Consider the following 20,745-nt stretch of genomic DNA (forward strand, 5'->3'; position numbering starts at 1 on the left):
ACAAGGGTCCAAAATGGAACTCCTCGACAATCACTGGCAACCGCAAACCCACCTCCAGGCGCGTCCTTCGGAGGTCTCTTCGGCAGTGGATCGCGTTCTGATCATTGCCTACCGGAAGAAGAAAAAAGAGAGCCAGCGCCGTTTCTGGGCTCGCTTTGGCGTCACGCAATCGCGCGGCAGCCGCTTCGAGTCGGGCGCGGAGATCCCGGCGCCGGTGTCGATCCTGCTGGGTCTGTACTTCATGAAGACCGTGTCGGACGCCGATCTGGGTCGCGCCGAGCGTGTGATGTACAGCCGCGACGCGGCCGCGCTGCTCAACCCGGGTCAATAAGCCCAAGCTGCGCCGCGATCACGGCTGCCGCACGCCGCGAATTCACGCCGAATTTCGCCCTGATGTTTTTCATATGGAAGTTCACCACCGCTTCCGAGCAACTCAGGATGTGAGATATCTCCCACGTGGATTTGCCGCGTGCGGTCCATTTCAGACATTCTCGCTCGCGCGGCGTGAGCTTTGGCATCAAGGTCTGCGCATGTGAATTCAGATGCTGTTTGCTGGTGTCGATCACCAGGTCGCGCAACAGCACGAGGTTCGGCAACGCGGCGTTCACATGGCGCCTGAACCCGTCTGACGGCTTGTCGTCATTGACGAAGCACATCATGCCGGCTTCCTGATTCGGCCCATGAATTGGCAGCGTCACGCCCGCGCTCAGGCCGTACGAGCGAGCTTCCTCATACAGGGATTGCTGCGCCGGGCTGGCGAAAATCTCGGGCGTCCAGACCAGCGGCGATGAGCGTGACAGGCAGTGTGCGACCGTCGGATCGATATGCACCATGCCTTGCTCGTCGTACGTCTGGCGCCATGCCGGTGCGTAAGTGCTGCGCAGGTAAGCGTCCTCGAGACGCATGGTTGGCCGCGGCAGCATCGCGACCAGAATCTTGTCGAAGCCCCACGTTTCGGCAAAGCCCGTAATTACGCCGAACCATTCCGCCTCGTCGGCGGCGTCCAGTAGCGGTGCCATCTGCTCGATAAAGTGTAGCGGCAATTTTTTGGCTCTCTCAGGCTCGCAAACATCCCGTTCGCGGTTATTGGCAGACAAACTTCGGTCCGCTCTTTTGGTCCGCATAATCTATCACTAAAAACTCGAACGCAATGCGCCGGTGCTCCGCGGGGTAAACGATAGCCGCCACGTGATAGCAACGCCGGCGTCGCCTATTATTATGCTGATTGAAATAAATCTTTAACCCGGCCGGGCTTCTCGGGTGCGCGGCGCGGCTAATCGGCATCCGGCGACAGATTTTAATATGTTTCGTTGACGGCATTATTTCGTCGCGCTTTAAACTAAATCGTATTTACTCGATTATCTCGGAAAGCGGGTTATTGCTCGCCGTGTCCTTGTTGCCAAAAAAAGCCTGCGCCGATTCCGCTGGCTGCGGGCCCGCTTCATTGTTATACAAAAGGAAATTTCGTGATCGGCTCCCGCGCAAATCGCCGCCGATGGCATGCTGGGCAATCGTCACGCGCAGGTTGTTTGACAACATTGTGATGCCGATGCTACCGTGAAACCTCCGCCTAGCGCGTTTCCGCGTCAACCATCATGAACGAATCACCGCTTAGCGACGGCGAGTTCGCCGCGTCGGTCATGGCCGTGCCGCCGCTCGCGCGCCGGGCCGACTACACGCTCGACCCTGCCCAGAATCTCGCGCTGATCCGCCATATCGAAGCGGGCGGCGTACGCACGCTACTGTATGGCGGCAATGCGAACCTTTATCACGTCGCGGTCAGCGAATACCGCGAGCTGCTGGACCTTCTCGCCGAGGCTGCGGGTTCCGGGACACGGGTGATTCCGGCGCTGGGTCCCGACTACGGCAAGATGCTCGATCAGGCGCGCATCCTCGCGCAGACGCGTTACCGCACGGCGATGGTGCTGCCGCTCGGCGGCTTCACGACGTCCGAGGGCGTCGAGACGGGCCTCACGCGGGTCGCCGACACGGCCGGCATGCCGCTCACGCTGTATATCAAGAGCGAAAACTACGTCGCTGTCGATACGCTCGCGCGGCTCGTCGAGCGTGGGACGCTGAGCGCGGTCAAATATGCGATCCCGCGCGACAACCCCGCTGACGATCCGTATCTGCGCCGGCTGCTGCAACGCGTGCCGGCCGCGAAGATCGTATCGGGCATGGGCGAGCGGCCGGCGCTCGTGCATCTGCGCGAGTTCGGACTCGCAGCGTGGACGACCGGAAGCGGCTGTATCGCGCCGAGCATGGTGATGGCGCTGCTGCGCGCGGTGCAAAGCGGCCGGAGCGCCGGTAGCGCCGTTAGCGCCGATCACGACACCGCCCAACGTCTCTACGATGCGTTCATGCCGCTCGAAACGCTGCGCAACGACATCTCGCTGATCCGCGTGCTGCACGATGCAATCACGTTCACGGGCCTCGCCGACATGGGGCCGCTGCAGCCGCTGCTCAGTTCGACACCGCGCGAGCATCATGCGAAGATCGCGCAGACCGCGCGCACGCTGCTCGCTCTCGAGCGCGAGTTCGCGCCCACCCAATCGAACCGCTCCGACACGCAGACAACCCCATGACCGATCACAGTCGACGCTATCCCGATCCCTCCATCCGTGTGTTCGATCCGCGCTTCAAGTCGTTGATCATCGCGTCGGCGTCGGTCGAATGCTTGTATCAGGGCACGCGCTGGTCGGAGGGGCCGGTGTGGTTCGGCGATGGCCGCTATCTGCTGTGGAGCGACATTCCGAACGACCGCATCCTGCGCTGGGACGAAACGACGGGCGCGGTCAGCACGTTCCGTCAATCGTCGAACAATGCGAACGGCCATACGCGCGATCGCGAAGGGCGTCTCGTCAGTTGCGAGCACCTGACGCGGCGTGTGACGCGCACCGAGTACGACGGTTCGGTCACCGTGCTCGCCGATCGCTATCAGGGCAAGCGCTTCAATTCGCCGAACGACGTGGTCGTCAAATCGGACGGCTCGATCTGGTTTACCGACCCGACCTTCGGCATCGAAGGTTTCTACGAGGGCGAGCAGCAGCAGTCCGAGCTGAAGGCGTGCGTGTATCGGATCGACGGCCAGTCGGGCGAGGTGTCGATGGTCATCGACGACGTGCTCGCCCCGAACGGTCTCGCGTTCTCGCCGGACGAATCGCTGCTGTACGTGGTCCAATCGCGCGGCGAGCCGCGCAAGATCCGCGTATTCGATGTCGAGGCCAATGGCAAAGGCACGACGCTGTCGAACAACCGCGTGCTGATCGACGCGGGTCCGGGCACCCCGGACGGCTTTCGTGTCGACACGCATGGCAACTTGTGGTGCGGGTGGGGCATGGGCACCGACGAGCTCGACGGCGTGCGCGTGTTCAGCCCGCAAGGCGAGCCGCTCGGCCACATCGCGTTGCCGGAGCGTTGCGCGAACGTTTGCTTCGGCGGACGGCATCGCAACCGTCTGTTCATGGCGGCGAGCCACGGATTGTATTCGCTGTTCGTCAATACGCAGGGCGTGCGCGGAGGTTGAGCGGTTGTCCGCTAACCAGACAACATATATTGCTATCGCGGCGAGGGCTCGGGTTTGCCCTTAACCCGCGGTGCCGGGCATTGAACGACAAGGATTTCAGGTTAAACAAGCCATTTTCTCGCCCGACCCACATCTCGACTATTTGCTTGACATCGGCTGTTGCGCTTCGCTATGTTCCCTTGGTAGAAAGACACCGCCCGCAACGCATCGACCAGCGGGCTTCCATACCAAGAAGCGAGGAGACGCAATGACTGTTTCGCACAGGTTGTCGTTCAAGCTGGTATCCGTCTGTATCGCCGCGAGCGCGGCGTTCACCCTTGCCGCGCACGCGGCCGATCCGGTCACGATCAATATCGTCGACGTGGCCGGCGATCTTCAACTCACGCAGAAGGGCTTCGAGGCGTTCAAGGCGAAGAATCCGAATCTCGTCGCGAACATCACGTTCACGAACGCGCCCGCGCCGCAATTGCCCGGCAAGATCAAGGCGATGCAGGCCGCGGGCCGCTCCGACATCGACCTCGTTTTGACCGGCACCGACGCGCTCGCGGCCGGCATCGAACAGAACCTGTGGATCAAGCTGCTGCCCGACAACGCGGCGCAATTCCCCGGCGTGCTCGACAAGTACGCGCCGGGCCCGCGCAAGATGCAGGATCTCGCGCAAGGCTACGGGCTCGAGGTCGCGTATATGCCGGCTGGTCCGCTGCTCGAATACAACCCGGCCAAGGTCAGCGATCCGCCGAAGACACCCGAGCAACTGCTGCAGTGGTGCAAGGCCCACCCCGACAAGCTGATCTACGCGCGGCCGGCCAATTCCGGTCCTGGCCGCACGTTCCTGATGGGCTTGCCCTACGTGCTCGGCGACAAGGACCCGCAGGACCCGGTGCACGGCTGGGACAAGACGTGGGCGTTCCTGAAGCAGTTGAACGACTGCATACCGTACTATCCGGGCGGCACCTCGGCGGTGATGAAGGAACTGGGCGAAGGCACGCGCGACATGACCGTGACCGTGACCGGCTGGGACATCAATCCGCGCGCGCTCGGCATCGTGCCGGCCGAATTCCGCGTACAGCCGTTCGACAACATGACGTGGGTCAACGATGCGCACTACATGGTGATTCCGAAGGGCGTGCCGAAGGAAAAGCTCGACGTGCTGTACAAGATGATGAACTTTATGCTGGAGCCCGCGCAGCAGGCGCTGACCTATGACGACGGCTACTTCTATCCGGGTCCGGCGATCAAGGGCGTCACCGTCGAGCAGGCGCCCGCGCACAGCCAGGAGGTGCTGAAAAAGTATGGCCGCCCCGAATACGCGAAGATGTTGGCCGATCATCCGCATGCGTTGCCGCTGAACGCAGCGGCGATGGTCGCCGCCTTCAAGAAGTGGGATAGCGAGATCGGCGCGCAGAAGACCCAATAGGCCTTCACCAATGCGACGGGAAACGGGGCAAAACGCAGCGCGGCGTGAGGTTCCGCCGCGCTGCGTGTTTTCAGCGATCACGCGCGTCTCGGCTTGAGTGCCTGATGCGCCGCGCCACCGCAAGCGCGGCACTCGCGACATCCGTCGCCTCACGCGGAGCAGGGAACCGCCATGAAGCATCACTTTGAGCAGTTGCGGCTCGATTCAGTGAGCCGCAGTTTCACGAACCCGCAAGGCCACGCGATCGCCGCGCTGCAGGGTCTCGATCTGACGATCCGGCGCGGCGAGTTCATCGCGCTGCTGGGGCCGTCGGGTTGTGGCAAATCGACGGCGCTGAACTGCATCGCCGGATTGCAGCCGCTCACCGGCGGCGGCATCTGGCTCGACGAGCGGCGCATCGACGTGCTGCCGCCGGAAAAGCGCGGCTTCGGCATGGTGTTCCAGAACTACGCGCTGTTCCCGCATATGAGCGTGCTGGAGAACGTCGGCTTCGGGCTGAAAATGCGCGGCGTCGGCAGAAGCGAGATCGCGCGCCGTGCACGCGAGGCCTTGAAACTGGTGCAACTGACCGGTCATGAGCACAAGCTGCCCGGCCAATTGTCCGGTGGCCAGCAGCAGCGTGTCGCGATCGCGCGTGCGATCGTGATCGAGCCGCCGCTGATCCTCATGGACGAGCCGCTGTCCAATCTCGATACGAAGCTGCGCATCGAAATGCGCGCGGAAATTCGCCGCATCCATACGCAGCTCGAACGCGCGACGCTGTACGTGACGCATGATCAGGACGAAGCGCTGTCGATGGCCGATCGCATCGTCGTGATGAGGGAGGGCGTCGTGCAGCAGGTCGCGACGCCGAAGGAGGTCTATACGCGGCCGCGCAATCTGCATGTCGCGCGCTTCATGGGTTATCGCAATGTCGCCGAGTTCACGCTGGAGGGCATGCAAGGTGATGGCGTCGTGGTCAGTGCTAACGGCGTGCGGCTCATCGGCACGCCGATGGCCGGCTTCGACGGCAAACGCGTGAGTGTCGCGCTGCGCCCCGAAGACATGGAGCGCGCCGAGCCCGGCGCCGACAACGCGTTCGAGGCGCTGATCGACGCGGTCGAGTATGGCGGCCACGATTCGCTGCTGCGCGTGAAGACCGCGTTCGGCGACGTGTGGGCGCGCGTGAGCGGTGAATGCGCGGAGGGCGAGCGCATCACGCTGCGCGTGCGGCCGTCGTGCGTGCTCGTCTACGACGCCGAGGCCGCATGAACACGCCGACGCTCGTCCCCCCGCTTACGTCCCGCGTGCCGCGCGATGCCAAGGCCTGGCTCGTCGCGCCCGCGCTGCTCTTTATCGTCGCGCTGTTCATCTATCCGTTCGCGTATGGTCTCGCGCTGTCGTTCCGGCCGATGAACGGCGGCGGCGTGTGGGCCAACTATCTGACGTTCTTCACCGACACGTCGATGTGGCCGACGATTTTCGTTACGCTGAAGCTGTCGGTGCCGGCCACGCTGATCAACGTCGGCGTGTCGGTGCCAGTCGCGTTCGCGCTGCGCCGCTACTCGCGGTATCAGAAGATCGTCACGACGCTGTTGGTGATCCCGGTGACGCTCGGCACCGTGCTGATCGCCGACGGCATGCTCACGTACTTCGGTCCGCACGGCTGGCTGCCGCAGGCGTTGCAGGCGCTGCATCTGTACACGCAAGAGGTGCGGCTCACGCACAACTTCACGGGCGTGTTGCTGTCGCTGATCGTGTCGGGCTTTCCGTTCGCGTTTCTGCTGACGCTGTCGTACGTGACCGGCATCGACCCGACGCTCGCAAGCGCGGCCGCGACGCTCGGCGCGAGTCCGTGGCAGCAGTTTCGCCGCATCTATCTGCCGCTGCTCGTGCCGGGGCTCACGATGGCCGCGTGTCTGTCGTTCGTGCAGGCGTTCTCGGTGTTTCCGTCGGCGGTGCTGCTCGGCGCGCCCGCGGGTCCGACGCGCGTGATGTCGATTGCCGCGGCCGAAGCCGCGTTCGAGAGCTACGACTATTCGCTCGCATCGGCGATCGCGATGGTGATGGGCTTCGTGCAACTGCTGGTGGTCGCCGCGCTGCTCGGCGCGCGCCGCTGGTTCTATCGTGGTCCCGTAACGGGAGGCAAAGGCTGATGACGACCGATCGTCGCGCGACGCAGCCCGACTGGTCCGCGTCCACCTCCGCTTGCGCGGCGCCTCAGCCGGGCGACGGCGCCCGCGAGCCAGCACAACATGCGCGTCAGCGCGCGAATCTGCCGGGCCGCATCTGGCAGGTGCTGGTGTGGGCCGTGATGGCGTTCTTCCTGATCAACGTCGTGCTGCTGATTGCGACCGTCGCGGTGAATTCGATCGCGACGCGCTGGTTCGGCACCGCGTTGCCGCAAGGCTTCACGTTGCACTGGTATGCGCAGGCGTGGAGCGACTTCCAGCTCGCGAGCGTGCTGTGGGTGACCGTGCAGGTGGTCGGCGCGGTCGTGTTGCTGTCGGTGCTGCTCGGCGTGCCGGCTGCGTATGCGCTCGCGCGCGTGCAATTCCGCGGCAAGCGCCTTGCGATGCTGATCTTTCTGCTGCCGTTGATGGTGCCGCCCGTCACCTACGGCATTCCGATGGCGACCGCGATGTACAAGGTCGGACTCGCCGGCACGCTATGGGGCGTGATTCTTGCGAATCTCGTACCGGCGCTGCCGTTCGTGATTCTGGTGATGACGCCGTTCATCGAGCAGATCGATCCGAATCTCGAAGCGGCCGCGCGCATTTTCGGCGCGAACACGTTCCGCTATTTCCGTTACGTGCTGCTGCCGCTGCTCGTGCCGGGCATGCTGGCGGCGGGGCTGCTCGTGCTGGTGCGCACGATCGGCATGTTCGAGCTGACGTTTTTTACGGCCGGTCCTGCCACGCAAACGCTGGTGGTCGCGTTGTACTACGCTGTGTTTTCGACCGGCGTGCGCGCGCCGCAATCGATCGATGCGATGGCGATGATCTATATGGCGATCACGTTGATCTGGGTGCTGATCGCTCTACAATTCGTGAGCCCGACGCAGATCGTGTCCCGCGTGAAAGAACAGAGGCGCTGACGCATGGTCGGCGCCAATCGTGGAGTAGACGTTGACGAATAGAAAGACCCCCGAGGAATTGCGTAGTCATCGCTGGTACGGCGCGAACGATCTGCGTTCGTTCGGCCACCGCTCGCGCACCGCGCAGATGGGCTACAACCGCGACGAATACGCGGGCAAGCCGGTCATCGCGATTCTGAACACGTGGAGCGAGATCAATCCGTGCCACACGCATTTCAAGCAGCGCGTCGAGGAAGTGAAACGCGGCATCTGGCAGGCCGGCGGCTTTCCGATCGAGCTGCCTGTGCAGACGCTGTCCGAGCCGTTCCAGAAGCCCACCACGATGCTGTACCGCAATTTCCTCGCGATGGAAGCCGAGGAGATGCTGCGCTCGTATCCCGCCGACGGCGTCGTGTTGATGGGCGGCTGCGACAAGACCACGCCCGCTTTGTTGATGGGCGCGATCTCGATGGATCTGCCCGCCATCTTTCTGCCCGCCGGCCCGATGCTGCGCGGCAACTGGAACGGCGTGACGCTCGGCTCGGGTTCCGATTCATGGCGCTACTGGGCCGAACTGCGCGCGGGCACGCTGACGTCGGACGACTGGCAGGGCGTCGAGGGTGGCATCGCGCGCTCGCCCGGTCACTGCATGACGATGGGCACCGCATCGACGATGACGAGCGCGGCCGAAGCGCTGGGCTTCACGCTGCCCGGCTTCGCGTCGATTCCCGCGCCCGATTCGCGGCATGCGCAGATGGCCGCGCAAACCGGCATGCGTATCGTCGAGATGGTGTGGGAGGATCTGAAGCCGTCGGACATGATCACGGCGGCATCGGTCGATAACGCGGTGACGACTTGTGTCGCGCTGTCCGGGTCGACCAATTCGGTCGTGCATATGATCGCGCTTGCACGGCGCGCGGGCATCGAGTTGACGCTCGACCGCTTCGACGAGATCGCGCGCCGCACGCCCGTGCTCGCGAACATCAGACCGACCGGCGCCTATCTGATGGAGGACTTTTTCTACGCGGGCGGTTTGCGCGGGCTGCTCGCGGAACTGGGCGAACTGATCGACGGCTCGCAGAAAACCGTGAACGGCCGCACGCTCGGCGAGAACCTTGCCGGCGCGCGCATTTTCAACGACGACGTGATCCGCCGCCGCACGAATCCGCTACTGCGCGACAGCAGCCTCGCGGTGCTGCGCGGCAATCTCGCGCCCGACGGCGCCGTGATCAAGCCGGGCGCGGCCGAGCCGCATCTGCTCGTGCATACGGGCCGTGCGGTCGTGTTCAGCGACTACGACGACATGGCCGCGCGCATCGACGACGACGCACTCGACATCGACGAAAGCTGCGTGCTCGTGCTGCAGCACGCGGGGCCGGTCGGCGCGGGCATGCCCGAATGGGGTCAACTGCCGATTCCGCGCAAGCTGCTGCAAAAAGGCGTGCGCGACATGGTGCGCATCTCTGACGCGCGGATGAGCGGCACGAGCTATGGCGCGTGCGTGCTGCACGCGGCGCCCGAGGCATTCGTCGGTGGGCCGCTGGCGTTGGTGCGAAGCGGCGATCTGATCGAGCTCGATGTGCCGCGCCGCAGGCTGAATCTGCTGGTATCGGACGAAGAGCTCGCGCGCCGCAAGGCCGCGTGGGTCAAACCCGCTGCGCGCTTCGAGCGCGGCTATGGCGCCCTGCATCAGGCGCACGTGATGCAGGCGGATCAAGGCTGCGATTTCGACTTCCTGCAGCGCGGCGGCGTGAGTCCCAATAGCTCGGGCGAGCCGGAGATTCACTGAGGTTCAATACCCCACGCGATACACGCGCCCCGTCTGCGCCCCTTCCACACTGCGCAGATAAGCAAGCGCCGCGCGTTGCGCGCTGACGGGCTCGAAGCCGCGAAAGAACGGCGCGTAAGCTTCCATCGACTCGGTCAGCACGGTCGGACTCACCACGTTGATGCGCAGCCCGCGCGGCAGTTCGATCGCGGCGCCGCGCACGAAGCCCTCGAGCGCGAGATTGACGGTCGTCGCGCTCGCTCCCTGCGGGATCGGCTCGTCGCCCAGAATGCCGCTCGTCAGCGTGAACGATCCGCCGTCGTTCACATACGGCAGCGCCGCGAATACGACGTTGATCTGGCCCATCAGCTTGTCGCGCAGCCCGACCCAGAACTGCTCGATGCTCATCTGCTCCAGCGGACCGAAATGCACCTTGCCGGTCGCGGTGACGACGCCGTCCACCTTGCCGATGTCGCGAAACAGCCGCTCGACGCTCGCCGGGTCCGTGCTGTCGACGTGATATTGCCCGCGCGTCGCGCCCACCTCGATCACTTCGTGACGCGCCTTCAGCTCCGCGCGGATCGCCTGGCCCAGCGTGCCCGTGGCACCGATGACGACGATTCTTTTCATCCGCAACTCCGTTAAACGAACCCACGTTAAACCAAGCAAAGCACGCACCAGAATAAAACGGTGCGTGCTGCGTGATTGCCTGATAAATCGGAATAAACCCGGTAATTCAAACGCGCGCGTCTAAAGGGATGATGCGCGCGCGCCTATTTCACCCGATGTAATTCGATTACGCGCGCGGGCCGCAAATGATTGAGCGCATAGTGAATGCGGCCACGATCGTGGCGCTGTCCGACCGGACGCGGGTCGTCGTACTGATGGTCGGCCGAGTAGACGTCGAGCGGCTCGGCCATGCCCTTGTCGATCACCGAGTAGCCCGGCTCGAGCGCGAGCAGCAGGTGGTTGCCGCCGACCCTGCTGTCGAAGCCGGCCATGCCATCGAGCGACTCGGGCACGCTGTTGTCGAGCGTCGCATTGCTGGTCGTGACCGCGTCGGGCGAGATCGCGCCGTGGCCCGCCAGACGGGCCGCTTCGCGGTTCTTGCCGTCGGTGTCGACCGTGCTGTCGTGCGTGCGGTCGTTGTGCAGGTCGGTGCTTCGTGGGTCCTTCGGGTCCGGCTTCGTACCGGCGTTTTCGGGTTTGCTGATCGCGCTGTTCATCGTGCATTCTCCTGAAGCGGACATTCGAAGAAAAGAGCAAAAGCCGTTCCGACTGACACGGCGCCGCGGTGCGCGAGAGTCGCGATGCGTTCTCCGCCATCCTTCGATGCGAGTGGCGTTACCTCGCGATTAAACGGCGATGACGTCCGCGATTCATTTCGTTTTTTTCAATGGACGCGTATTTTCTACAGAGTATGATCTTACTCCTGCGACCGACGCGCGGATAAATTGGCGGCATGCTCCGGCTGTTCCAGCATGGTCGGAAAAACTAACAAACAAATGGCCGCGCGACTGAGAAAATGTTACGGGGCTTCAGGGGCGGGTGACTCATGCACTTCGATGCTGCATTCACACATCGCGGCTATCTTCTGAATTGCGAACCGGCGCGCTCGGGCGACGGCTCCTGGCAACCGTATGTGGTGATCTCGCGCTCGAGCGACGGCGAACTGGTCGCTAACCGTTTCTTTCCCACGGAACTGCGCTTCTCCGACGAAGCCGCTGCCATCGCGCACGCGCGCGATTGGGCAGTGCGCTGGATCGACGCGAGCAGTCTGACTATCTGAAGTCAGGGAACGATGCGTGCGTGCCAGCGCGCGTCGACGCAATGAATCCGAGCCGACCTGCGCGCTGCCGGCGGGCACCGCTAAAACGCGGTAATCTCTGCTCGATAACCACTTCGAACCCGTGCACGCCGCACGGCGCCGTCCCTTATGCCCAACGAGCCTTCCCATAACTGGGGCCTTGAACAGATCGTCGCCGACCTGCGCGCCTCGCGCGAGCAATTGCATCGCACGCGGCATCCGCTCGGCATTCGCGAATTGCCATCGCGCGAAGCGGTGGTCAATATCGTGGCCGGTCTGCGCGCCGCGATGTTTCCGACGCATTACGGCGCGCCCGATCTAACCGACGAAACGGTCGACTACTACGTCGGCCACACGCTCGAAAGCACGTTGCGGCTGCTCGCCGAACAGATTCGCCGCGCGCTGCGCTTCCTGCCCGAGTTCGGCGAGACGCCGGACACCGAGTTGCGGGAGCGCGCGTTCGCGGTGGCGCGCGAGTTCGCGACGCAGCTGGCGGGCATACGCGCGTTGCTCGTCAGCGACATCCAGGCTGCGTACACCGGCGACCCCGCCGCGCAGCACATCACGGAAATCCTGCTGTGCTATCCGGGCGTGTGGGCGATGACGCATCATCGGCTCGCGCATGCGCTGCATCGGCTCGGCGTGCCGCTGCTGGCGCGCTTCATCAACGAGATCGCGCACTCGGCGACCGGCATCGACATTCACCCGGGCGCGACGATCGGGCCGAGCTTCTTCATCGATCACGGCACCGGCGTGGTGATCGGCGAGACAGCGATCATCGGCGAGCGCGTGCGCGTGTACCAGGCGGTCACGCTCGGCGCGAAGAGCTTCGCGGCCGATGAGGACGGCACGCTGATCAAGGGCAATGCCCGGCATCCGATCGTCGAGGACGATGTCGTGATCTACGCGGGCGCGACGATTCTCGGACGCGTGACGATCGGGCGCGGGTCGGTGATCGGCGGCAACGTGTGGCTCACGCATAGCGTGCCGCCGGGCAGCAGCGTATCGCAAGGCAAGGTCCGCGAAGGAGAGCGCACCGACAACGGACGGCAATGATGCACGGCTAGCCGCCGCGCCCGCGCGCCGGGCCGATAGCATCGCGCTGCGCCTAGCCGATCGGCCAATGGCGCAACCACGGCAACGCATGCATGCCATGCAGCCACACATGCTCGCCGATAAACCACGCGGCCGCCCACGACGCCCCGACGACGATCAGATCGCAGCGCCCGCTATTCCATAGATTCAACGAATGTCGCCCGGCGATCCACGGCACGCCGAGCGGATTCGGCCAGTCGGCGAGCAGATGCATCAGGCCGCCGCACGCGAAGCCGAACGCGGGCGCCGCGAAGATCGAATGTCCGAGCGTGTGATACGACACCGCGAGCAGCGCGAGCCAGCCGATGCCCCAATGCGTCAACGTGCGATGCGTGATCCACAGCCGCCGCGCGCGCGACCACCATGCGACTTCGAGCCAGTCCGGCGCGGTGCTGCCGGCCACGCCGGCGATGAAGCTCAGCAGCACGCCAGCATGAAACGGACCGCCGCCGTTGCGCGCGACGATCGCCGCCGCGATGATGCCGGCTGCGAAACCGGTCGCATGATGCGCTTTGCTGGATGCCATCGAAACTCGCGGCACACGTGCCGCGCGAAAGACAAAGGGCGGCTATGTTCGCAGATGGGCGCGTAAAAAAATAGCCGATGCGCCAGATAAAAATTCGCGCACCGGCCTTCCGTGCATGACGCGCACGGCGTTCAAGCGCGCCGCGCCGCTCAGGTCGCGCAGCGCGCGATATCGAAGCGCATTTCCTCCTCGGGCGGATCGTCGGGCGCATTGGCCGGATGCACGACCTTGATGACCGTGTTGCCGTTGAGCGGGGTCAGCGTGACGAAGTACGAGTTGTGCGAATCGGCACCGACCGCAAGTTCGGTCGCCGCGCCGGCGTGCGAGGTGCGCACGCGCGGCAGACGTTCTTCGAGGCAGGCGGCGATGGACGCAGGCGTGCGTGACGACGACACGTACACGAGCGGTGCGGACGCATCGCGCGCGGGGCCGCCCGATGAACCGCAAGCGGCGAGGGTGGCGGTGAGGGCGACAGCTGGGGCAAGCAGGAGAAGTCTTTTCATGATCCGATCGTCGGCATTCCCGGTCATGCATGGGAAGGTGAGGCGCGGGCGAAGCGCGATGCGCTGACGTACAGCGCGATGCTTCGCGACGAAGCTGCCGTGCAGGCGGCGCGGTTTCGCGGCGTCGCACGGCGGCCGGGGCAGTATACCGAGCATGTGTCGACGTCGTCACTAGCGCGGCCATGCGTTTATTGGTGTCGATGCGCAGCGAAGTGTAATTGCCGCTATGCGGATATTTAATTGCGCGCCTTACAACGGTTTATTTTCGAATCCGGGATTATGTGAATTAATCGCGTAAGTGCCGGTCCGCAAAAGGAAATTATTTTTAACGATGAATGGCGGGACGCGCTGTCAGGTCAGGGGCTTTTGTCGGGCGGTAACGGCTCAAGGCCTCGCGGCGAGCACAAGGGGAAAGCGGATGAGGCCGTTTGCCCTGATTCCCACGGTTTTGCGCAATGCAGTCTTTCGAAGAAAGCCTTAAATCGAGGAGGGATGCCACTTATAATTTTGATAGACCCCTTCGACCAAAGGGTGTCTTTTTCATTTTTACACGCGGCTTTCGGGCCGCGTTTTTTTATCTGAAATTTAAAGCGGATTTATAAATCGTCGCGTAGGTAAATATAACTTTTTGCGCGTTGAGCGGCGGCGCCGTTCCGAACGCGCCTTGTCCGTTCGTCAGAGCGAGCAGGGCCAAGCGGGCTGCGCAGGTAGAATCGCGGGTTCGAAATCTGTTTGTGCGCCCCGCGAAGTGAGTGAACCTGTGATGACCGACACGCCCTTTCCCTCGACTGACACGAATGCCGAGTTCCTCGGACCGGACGACAGCGTGCATGAAGAACGTCTGTGGCGCGACAACGGCTGGACCGCGCGCATCATCAAGAACGAAGACGACGAAGGCTGGGCCGTCGAAATGATCAAGGACGGCGAGGCGGAGCCTGCGCTCGTCGGACCGTGGACGATGGGCCGCAACAAGAAGGATCCGAAGCCGCTCGACGTATCGGCGTTCAACACGCTCGTGAAAACCGCGACGGAAGTGCTGCGTCGTCACGAGCAGCAGCTGCGCGCGCAACTCCACAAGACAGTGCGCGTGCCGAGCGCGGACGGCAACGACGAACTCGACATCACGCTCGACATCGTCCCCGACGAAGACGAGCCGTACGCACTGTTGAGCGCGCTCGATATTTTCGGCGAGCAGATCGCGCAAGTGCAGGTTGCGCCGACGTTCAAGCTCAGCAAGGCGAGCGCCGCGGCGTGGGTGGCAAACGAGTTTCGTCGGCCGGGGTAAGTGGCGGTTATAGGCGCGGTTGCGTCGTGATCGGCTCCGCTGGTCGCTGACACTGCCGGCGATCATGGCTGGCCACTCGAACTGGCTCGTGGTCGAAGATATCGACGATCGTGGCGAAACGGTCGGATACGACGTCTCGCCAAACCCTAGCTGCGCTTGCAGAAAATCGCGGTGATGAGCGGCGCGACGTGATGCACGATCGCCGTGCTGCCGGCGTTTTCAAGCGCGCTTTTAACATTGTCGTCGCTGCCGAACACGACCGCGCCATACGCGGACTGGGCGACCGGTTCGCCGTCGCCGACCCGGAACATCGGGTCGTCCTTTTCGAAGCCCACCACCGCGAATACGCGGAAACCGAACGCGGTCAGATGCACATCGGGCATCGGCGAGAACGCGTTGATCGAGTTGCTTTCGACGTGACTTGGCTTCGGTTTGATCAGCTGCTGCTGCATCAGATCGGCAATGAACTGGTGGCCGCTCTCATTGCATGTCAGCGGCGCGTCGAGCTCCACGGCGAACGAAGAAAGGGGCAGCGCGGCGGCGGCAAACAGCAGAGGGACAAGGAGACGGTTCATGAGCGTAGGCGGGCGTCAACAGTCGATGTCGTGGATTAGCAACCACTGCGCCATCCCCCGGAGGGCACGAGCGGTGCTGAACATCGAACAGATTCCGCGTGACTGGCACAACTGGATTCGCACTTTACAGCGATTCGGTGAATTCCGCTTTGTGACGGACACACGAACGGTATCTGCAAATTGCAGAGCAACGTACGGCATAACAGCAAGCTTTCAGAATCCCGTATATATTTCCGCCCTATGACTTCGCAACCCCGACCTCCAATCAACGTTCCGCCGCCACGTACGTGGGACGCCCGGCTCGCCCGCCGGCTCGTGACACCGCTAGTCGATACCTGGGTCACCCCGAACCATTTGACCACGCTGCGTCTGCTGATCGGCGTCGCAGGCGCGCTGTGCCTTGCGCACGGGGGATTCGCGTGGGCCAATGCGGGCGCACTGCTGATCGTCCTGTCGAATTTCGTCGATCACACGGACGGCGAACTCGCGCGAGTGGGCGGCAAGTCGAGCCGCATCGGTCATTTTTACGATCTCGCCTGTGATGCGCTCGTGACCGTGATGCTGTTCGTCGGCATGGGTATCGGTGTCGGCGGCGCGCAGATCGACGCTTTGAAGCTCGCGCCCGGCGTGCTCGGCGCGGTGGCTGGTGTCGCGGTCGCCCTGATCTTCTTTTTGCGCATGCGGATCGAGGAAATGGTCGGCAAGGCCGGCACGAAGCAGGCGTCGATGGGGGGCTTCGAAACCGAGGACGTGCTGTACCTGCTGCCCATCGTCACGCTGACGAATGTCGTCGCGCCGTTCGTGGTGATCGCGTCGATCGGCGCGCCGCTGTTCGCCGCATGGGTGGTGATCGACTACTGGCGCGTCGCGCGCCGTAGCGCTCGCCCGACGGCCAAGGCTGCCAGCGCGTCTGAATCCCGTCAACAGTGGGCCAGCAAATGAATCTGCACGCCGAAGACGAGGTTATCGCGCCCGTGTCGTCAGGCACGCCCGTGGCGGCGCTCACGCCCGCGCCCGATGCCGACCGCGCGGTCGCGAGCCGTACCCGCACGTTCGACAACGCGCGTCTGCGTAAAGACTTCGCCGCGCAGGACGCGTTTCTGTATCTGGACGATTTCCTCGCCCCGGAAGTGACCGCGCAGCTGGTACACAGCGCGCGCGCGCTGCTCGACGAAGTGAACCGCAACTATCTGCCGGGTCACAAGCAGGGCGGCAGTGTCAGCCGCCATACGATCGACCGTCTCGCGCCGTTCGTCGCCGAGCTGTATCGCTCGAAGGAGTTGATCGGCTGGCTCGAGCAGCTTAGCGGCGACCAGTTGCAGGTGTCGCCCGCCGACGATCCGCACGCATACGCGCTCTACTACTACACGCGCCCCGGCGACCATATCGGCTGGCACTACGATACTTCGTATTACGAGGGACGCCGCTACACGCTGCTGCTCGGCGTGATCGACGAATCGTCGTGCCGGCTCGACTACGAACTGCATACGCGCAATCCGGAGGTGCCCGACCAGCCGGGCTCGGTGCAGATTCCGCCGGGCGGCCTCGTGTTTTTCGATGGCGACAAGCTGCGTCATCGCATCACGCCGGCCGGGCCGAACGAGATGCGTGTGTCGCTGACGTTCGAATACGTCACCGATCCCAACATGCGGCCGTGGCGCCGCTTCGTTTCCAACATGAAGGACGCGATCGCGTACTTCGGTTTCCGCCAGGTGTTCCGTCAGATGGCCTCGCGCGGCAAGGACGCCGCGTGAGTCGGGCGGCCCTGCTTCTGCTGTCGATCGGCTCGGCGCTGTTCGTCGGCCTGCTCGCCTGGCAGGGCTTCGGCTCGGTGGCGTCGACCTTGCTCGCAGCCGGCTGGGGCCTCGCGGTCGTCGCCGCGTTCCACGTGGTGCCGCTCGTGCTCGATGCGGCTGCGATCGCCGTGCTGTTCAGGCGCGATCAACCTTCGCGTGACGGTGCGCATGAAGGTCCGGCAAGCGGTGCAACCAGCGGCGCGACGAGCGCTGCGCGAGCCGAACCCTCGCTGCGCGATGCGTTGTCCGCGCGCTGGATCGGCGAGTCGGTGAATAGCCTGCTGCCCGCTGGGCAGATCGGCGGCCCGGTGGTGATGGTGCGTCAACTGTCGCAGCACGGCATGCTGCTGCGCGACGCGGCCGCCGCGATCACCGTCAGCACGACCTGGCAGGCGCTCGCGCAAATCGTGTTCGCGCTCGGTGGCCTCGCGATGTTCGGCGCGTACGCCGCGCACGGCACGCTGCACGACCTGCGCACCGCAACGCTGATTGCGACCGGCGTGCTCGGCGCGCTGATCGCCGCGTTCTACTTCGCGCAGCGGCGCGGTCTGTTCGGCCGGCTGCTGAGCGTGGTGTCGAAGGTGTTCGGCAAGCGCGACTGGTCGTCGCTGATGACGCGCGCGGAAGCCGTCGATGCCGCCGTGCAGTCGCTGTACCGCGAGCGCGGCCGCGTGGCGGCGAGCTTTGCGCTGAGCCTCGTGGGATGGGTCGTCGGCACGGCCGAGGTATGGCTCGCGCTGCGTTTTCTCGGTCATCCGGTCGGCTGGATCGACGCGCTGCTGCTGGAAAGCATCGGCCAGGCGATTCGCGGCGCGGCCTTCATGATCCCGGGCTCGCTCGGCGTGCAGGAGGGCGGCTATCTGCTGCTCGCGCCGCTGGTGGGTTTGCCGCCCGACGCGGCGCTGGCGTTGTCGCTCGCCAAGCGTGCGCGTGAACTCCTGCTGGGCCTGCCGGGCCTGCTTGTATTGCACTTCAGCGAACGAAGCTGGCAACGGCGGCGCGCTCCACGGCGTGTGCCGGTTGCCGATTGACCTCCGTACTTTTTTCAAAGGACCGCGCATGCGCGCAATCATTCTCGCAGCGGGCCTCGGCCTGCGTCTCCAGCAGCCGCCGCAAGCCCAGTTTCCGAAATGCCTGTTGCAGTTCGACGGCATGAGCCTGCTCGAACGGCATCTGCAGATGCTCAAAACCGCTGGCGTGACCGACGTCGTGCTGGCGCTCGGTTTCCAGCCGGAATCCGTGCAGGCGGAACTCGCGCGCATCGACTGGCCGCACAAGGTCGAGACCGTGCTCAATCCGCGCTTCGATCTTGGCAGCGTGCTGACCGTGCATACCGTTGCCGACGCGTTGACGCGCGGCGGCGACGTGCTGCTGATGGACGCCGACGTGCTGTACGACGAGCGCATCCTGAGCGCGCTGGTGGCGGGCGAGTCGGTCAACCGTCTGCTGATCGACCGCGATTTCGAAGCGGGCGACGAGCCCGTCAAGCTGTGCCTGAAGGACGGCGTGCCGGTCGAGTTGCGCAAGCAGCTCGCGGTCAATCTGGAGTACGACACGATCGGCGAGTCGGTCGGCTTCTTCCGCTTCCGCGAGGAAACCGCGCGACGCTTCACGCAGATCGTCGCGGGCTATATCGACAGCGGCCGCGCGAACATGCCGCACGAAGAGGCGGTGCGCGACCTGCTGCTCGAGCGCAGCCAGCTGTTCGACACGGCCGACGTGAGCGGCGCGCCGTGGATCGAGATCGACTTTCCGAACGACGTCGCGCGCGCCGCCAACGAGATCCTGCCGCAGTTGCAGCCGCTCGTCAGCGCATCGCGCTGAGGCGTCCGTGCCGCGCGCGAAGATGCACGGCAGCGCGCGATGGCACACGGCAAAATCCCCTCGCGCGACAACATTTGTTGTCGCCGCGATGCCATAATCGACGCTTTCCATTGATGGCTGGCCGCCCGTCGCCATGACAATGCTGCTCGCTTTAGGCGCTTTCATCGTTCCGCTGATCGTCGCGTGCGCGATGTTCATGGAAAACGTGGACGGCACGGTCATCGTGACGTCGCTGCCGGTTCTGGCACGCGACCTCGGTCATGATCCGATCACGCTGAAGCTTGCGGTCACCGCGTATGTGATCGGCCTTGGCGTCTTTATCCCGATCTGCGGCTGGGTCGCCGACCGCTTCGGTTCGCGCACCGTGTTCCGCACCGCGATCGGCATCTTCATGGCGGGCTCGCTGCTGTGCGCGGCCTCCACTTCGCTCGATACCTTCGTGCTCGCGCGCTTCGTGCAGGGCATCGGCGGCGCGCTGATGGTGCCGGTGGGCCGCATCATCATCTTCCGGTCGCTGCCGAAGTCGGAGTTCATTCGCGCGATGAACTATCTGACGGTGCCGGCGTTGCTCGGTCCGGTGGTCGGGCCGCCGCTCGGCGGCTTTATCACCACCTATCTGCACTGGCGTCTGATCTTCGTGATCAACGTGCCGATCGGCCTGCTCGGCATCTGGCTCACCAACAAGTACATCGCCAATACGCGCGAGCCGCATCCGGGCCGGCTCGACTGGCTCGGCTTCGTGCTGTCGGCTAGCGGGGCTTCGCTGTTCATGCTCGGGCTCTCGCTGGTCGGCGGCGAACTGGTGTCGACGGGACTATCGGTCGGCATGTGCGTGACCGGCATCGTGTTGCTGCTGCTTTATGTGCTGTATGCGAGCCGCGTCGCGCTGCCGGTGCTCGATCTGCGTTTGCTGCGCATTCCAAGTTTTCATGCGAGCGTGATCGGCGGTTCGCTGTTTCGGATCGGTCTTGGCGCCGTGCCGTTCCTGTTGCCGCTCGCGTTGCAGGAAGGGCTCGGCATGACCGCGTTTAGAGCCGGCGCGATCACGTGCGCGTCCGCGTTCGGTTCGATCTTCATGAAGACGGTGGCGTCGCGCATTCTCGAACGCTTCGGCTTTCGTACCGTGCTGATGGTCAACGCCGCGTGCGCGGGTCTCGCGATCGCCGTGTACGGGTTGTTCTTTCCCGGCACGCCGCATTGGGTGATCTGGTGCATCGTGCTGGTGGGCGGCTTCTTTCCGTCTCTGCAATTCACGTCGCTCAATACGCTGGCCTATGCCGATATTCCGGGCAGCGACGTCGGCCGCGCGACGAGTGTCGCGAGCGTCATCCAGCAGATGTCGCTCGGCCTCGGCGTGACGATCTCGGGCATCGTGCTGCAGATTTCGCATCGTGTGCAAGGGCATCCGAACATCGTGTTCTCCGATTTCTGGCCGGCGTTTCTCGTCGTCGGTCTGTTCTCGTGCCTGTCGATTCCGATTACGCGGCGGCTGCCGCGAGACGCGGGCGATGAGATCTCGCGCGGCCGTCGCGGGCGCGCGTAAGCCATCATGCGGATGTCGTCGTCGA

General features: G+C 64.1%; 23 protein-coding genes. 16 read left to right on the plus strand and 7 right to left on the minus strand.

Going from position 1 to position 20,745, the window contains the following annotated elements; genetic code table 11:
- The first annotated feature begins 13 nt into the window (after positions 1-13).
- Complete coding sequence (locus OKW26_RS06685) at positions 14-331, plus strand: hypothetical protein (RefSeq protein ID WP_013092374.1); 318 nt, start codon at positions 14-16, stop codon at positions 329-331.
- On the opposite strand, the gene OKW26_RS06690 is transcribed toward OKW26_RS06685, so the two are convergent.
- On the minus strand, positions 315-1,019 hold the full coding sequence (locus OKW26_RS06690) for a helix-turn-helix transcriptional regulator (protein ID WP_090807322.1): 705 nt from the start codon (positions 1,017-1,019) through the stop codon (positions 315-317). The two genes, OKW26_RS06685 and OKW26_RS06690, sit on opposite strands and share 17 nt — an antisense overlap.
- 331 nt (positions 1,020-1,350) lie before the next feature.
- Positions 1,351-1,539 carry a hypothetical protein gene (locus OKW26_RS06695; RefSeq protein ID WP_429353058.1) on the minus strand — a complete coding sequence of 63 codons (189 nt, stop codon included), beginning with the start codon at positions 1,537-1,539 and terminating at the stop codon, positions 1,351-1,353.
- A gap of 56 nt (positions 1,540-1,595) precedes the next feature.
- Between OKW26_RS06695 and OKW26_RS06700 the strand changes: the two genes are divergently transcribed.
- From OKW26_RS06700 to araD, 7 genes are all read left to right on the plus strand, one after another.
- Positions 1,596-2,585, plus strand: coding sequence for a dihydrodipicolinate synthase family protein (locus OKW26_RS06700; RefSeq protein ID WP_429353059.1), 990 nt, complete (start codon positions 1,596-1,598; stop codon positions 2,583-2,585).
- Entirely contained in the window at positions 2,582-3,526 is a 945-nt protein-coding gene (locus tag OKW26_RS06705; RefSeq protein ID WP_429353060.1) for an SMP-30/gluconolactonase/LRE family protein, read from the plus strand. The genes OKW26_RS06700 and OKW26_RS06705 overlap by 4 nt, the downstream gene beginning before the upstream one ends.
- 247 nt (positions 3,527-3,773) lie before the next feature.
- Entirely contained in the window at positions 3,774-4,943 is a 1,170-nt protein-coding gene (locus OKW26_RS06710) for an extracellular solute-binding protein (RefSeq protein WP_429353061.1), read from the plus strand.
- Positions 4,944-5,114: 171 nt separating this feature from the next.
- Entirely contained in the window at positions 5,115-6,194 is a 1,080-nt protein-coding gene (locus OKW26_RS06715) for an ABC transporter ATP-binding protein (protein ID WP_429353062.1), read from the plus strand.
- Entirely contained in the window at positions 6,191-7,078 is an 888-nt protein-coding gene (locus tag OKW26_RS06720; RefSeq protein ID WP_429353063.1) for an ABC transporter permease, read from the plus strand. The genes OKW26_RS06715 and OKW26_RS06720 overlap by 4 nt, the downstream gene beginning before the upstream one ends.
- A complete protein-coding gene (locus tag OKW26_RS06725) occupies positions 7,078-8,019 on the plus strand; it encodes an ABC transporter permease (RefSeq protein ID WP_184063285.1) in 942 nt (313 codons plus the stop codon). The genes OKW26_RS06720 and OKW26_RS06725 overlap by 1 nt, the downstream gene beginning before the upstream one ends.
- Before the next feature lie 31 nt (positions 8,020-8,050).
- Positions 8,051-9,787, plus strand: coding sequence for an L-arabinonate dehydratase (gene araD, locus OKW26_RS06730; RefSeq protein ID WP_429353064.1), 1,737 nt, complete (start codon positions 8,051-8,053; stop codon positions 9,785-9,787).
- Positions 9,788-9,790: 3 nt separating this feature from the next.
- Here the strand turns inward: araD and OKW26_RS06735 are convergent, their stop codons facing one another.
- Together OKW26_RS06735 and OKW26_RS06740 are read right to left on the minus strand one after the other, a co-directional pair.
- Positions 9,791-10,396 carry a short chain dehydrogenase gene (locus OKW26_RS06735; RefSeq protein WP_090807306.1) on the minus strand — a complete coding sequence of 202 codons (606 nt, stop codon included), beginning with the start codon at positions 10,394-10,396 and terminating at the stop codon, positions 9,791-9,793.
- 143 nt (positions 10,397-10,539) lie between these two features.
- On the minus strand, positions 10,540-10,992 hold the full coding sequence (locus OKW26_RS06740) for a DUF3005 domain-containing protein (RefSeq protein WP_184024819.1): 453 nt from the start codon (positions 10,990-10,992) through the stop codon (positions 10,540-10,542).
- Positions 10,993-11,321: 329 nt separating this feature from the next.
- Here OKW26_RS06740 and OKW26_RS06745 point away from each other — a divergent pair, with 329 nt between their 5' ends.
- Both OKW26_RS06745 and epsC read left to right on the plus strand, forming a co-directional pair.
- Positions 11,322-11,555 carry a hypothetical protein gene (locus OKW26_RS06745; protein WP_013092363.1) on the plus strand — a complete coding sequence of 78 codons (234 nt, stop codon included), beginning with the start codon at positions 11,322-11,324 and terminating at the stop codon, positions 11,553-11,555.
- 147 nt (positions 11,556-11,702) lie between these two features.
- The gene (epsC, locus tag OKW26_RS06750; RefSeq protein ID WP_187613193.1) at positions 11,703-12,629 is read left to right on the plus strand and encodes a serine O-acetyltransferase EpsC; all 927 of its coding nucleotides are present in this window, start codon (positions 11,703-11,705) and stop codon (positions 12,627-12,629) included.
- Positions 12,630-12,681: 52 nt separating this feature from the next.
- Here the strand turns inward: epsC and OKW26_RS06755 are convergent, their stop codons facing one another.
- Together OKW26_RS06755 and OKW26_RS06760 are read right to left on the minus strand one after the other, a co-directional pair.
- Entirely contained in the window at positions 12,682-13,194 is a 513-nt protein-coding gene (locus OKW26_RS06755) for a metal-dependent hydrolase (RefSeq protein ID WP_429353065.1), read from the minus strand.
- Positions 13,195-13,343: 149 nt separating this feature from the next.
- Positions 13,344-13,853: a hypothetical protein gene (locus OKW26_RS06760; RefSeq protein WP_429291650.1), complete on the minus strand. Its 510-nt coding sequence runs from the start codon at positions 13,851-13,853 to the stop codon at positions 13,344-13,346.
- 607 nt (positions 13,854-14,460) lie between these two features.
- Here OKW26_RS06760 and OKW26_RS06765 point away from each other — a divergent pair.
- Positions 14,461-14,982: a hypothetical protein gene (locus OKW26_RS06765; protein WP_184063294.1), complete on the plus strand. Its 522-nt coding sequence runs from the start codon at positions 14,461-14,463 to the stop codon at positions 14,980-14,982.
- A gap of 146 nt (positions 14,983-15,128) precedes the next feature.
- Here OKW26_RS06765 and OKW26_RS06770 read toward each other — a convergent pair whose 3' ends face one another.
- Positions 15,129-15,557 (minus strand): hypothetical protein, encoded by a 429-nt coding sequence (locus tag OKW26_RS06770; protein ID WP_429353066.1) that lies wholly within the window; start codon positions 15,555-15,557, stop codon positions 15,129-15,131.
- Between the two features lie 240 nt (positions 15,558-15,797).
- Between OKW26_RS06770 and OKW26_RS06775 the strand changes: the two genes are divergently transcribed.
- From OKW26_RS06775 to OKW26_RS06795, 5 genes are all read left to right on the plus strand, one after another.
- Complete coding sequence (locus OKW26_RS06775; RefSeq protein ID WP_429353067.1) at positions 15,798-16,499, plus strand: CDP-alcohol phosphatidyltransferase family protein; 702 nt, start codon at positions 15,798-15,800, stop codon at positions 16,497-16,499.
- The gene (locus tag OKW26_RS06780; RefSeq protein ID WP_429353068.1) at positions 16,496-17,311 is read left to right on the plus strand and encodes a HalD/BesD family halogenase; all 816 of its coding nucleotides are present in this window, start codon (positions 16,496-16,498) and stop codon (positions 17,309-17,311) included. Before OKW26_RS06775 ends, OKW26_RS06780 begins: the two co-directional genes overlap by 4 nt.
- Positions 17,308-18,384, plus strand: a complete 1,077-nt coding sequence (locus OKW26_RS06785) for a lysylphosphatidylglycerol synthase domain-containing protein (RefSeq protein WP_429353069.1) — start codon at positions 17,308-17,310, stop codon at positions 18,382-18,384. Before OKW26_RS06780 ends, OKW26_RS06785 begins: the two co-directional genes overlap by 4 nt.
- Positions 18,385-18,412: 28 nt before the next feature.
- Positions 18,413-19,177, plus strand: coding sequence for an NTP transferase domain-containing protein (locus OKW26_RS06790; RefSeq protein WP_187614221.1), 765 nt, complete (start codon positions 18,413-18,415; stop codon positions 19,175-19,177).
- 139 nt (positions 19,178-19,316) lie between these two features.
- Positions 19,317-20,720 (plus strand): MFS transporter, encoded by a 1,404-nt coding sequence (locus OKW26_RS06795; RefSeq protein ID WP_429353070.1) that lies wholly within the window; start codon positions 19,317-19,319, stop codon positions 20,718-20,720.
- The last annotated feature ends 25 nt before the right edge of the window (positions 20,721-20,745 follow it).

Origin of the sequence: Paraburkholderia sp. 32, from assembly GCF_050435345.1 — a bacterium.
Lineage (GTDB): Bacteria > Pseudomonadota > Gammaproteobacteria > Burkholderiales > Burkholderiaceae > Paraburkholderia > Paraburkholderia tuberum.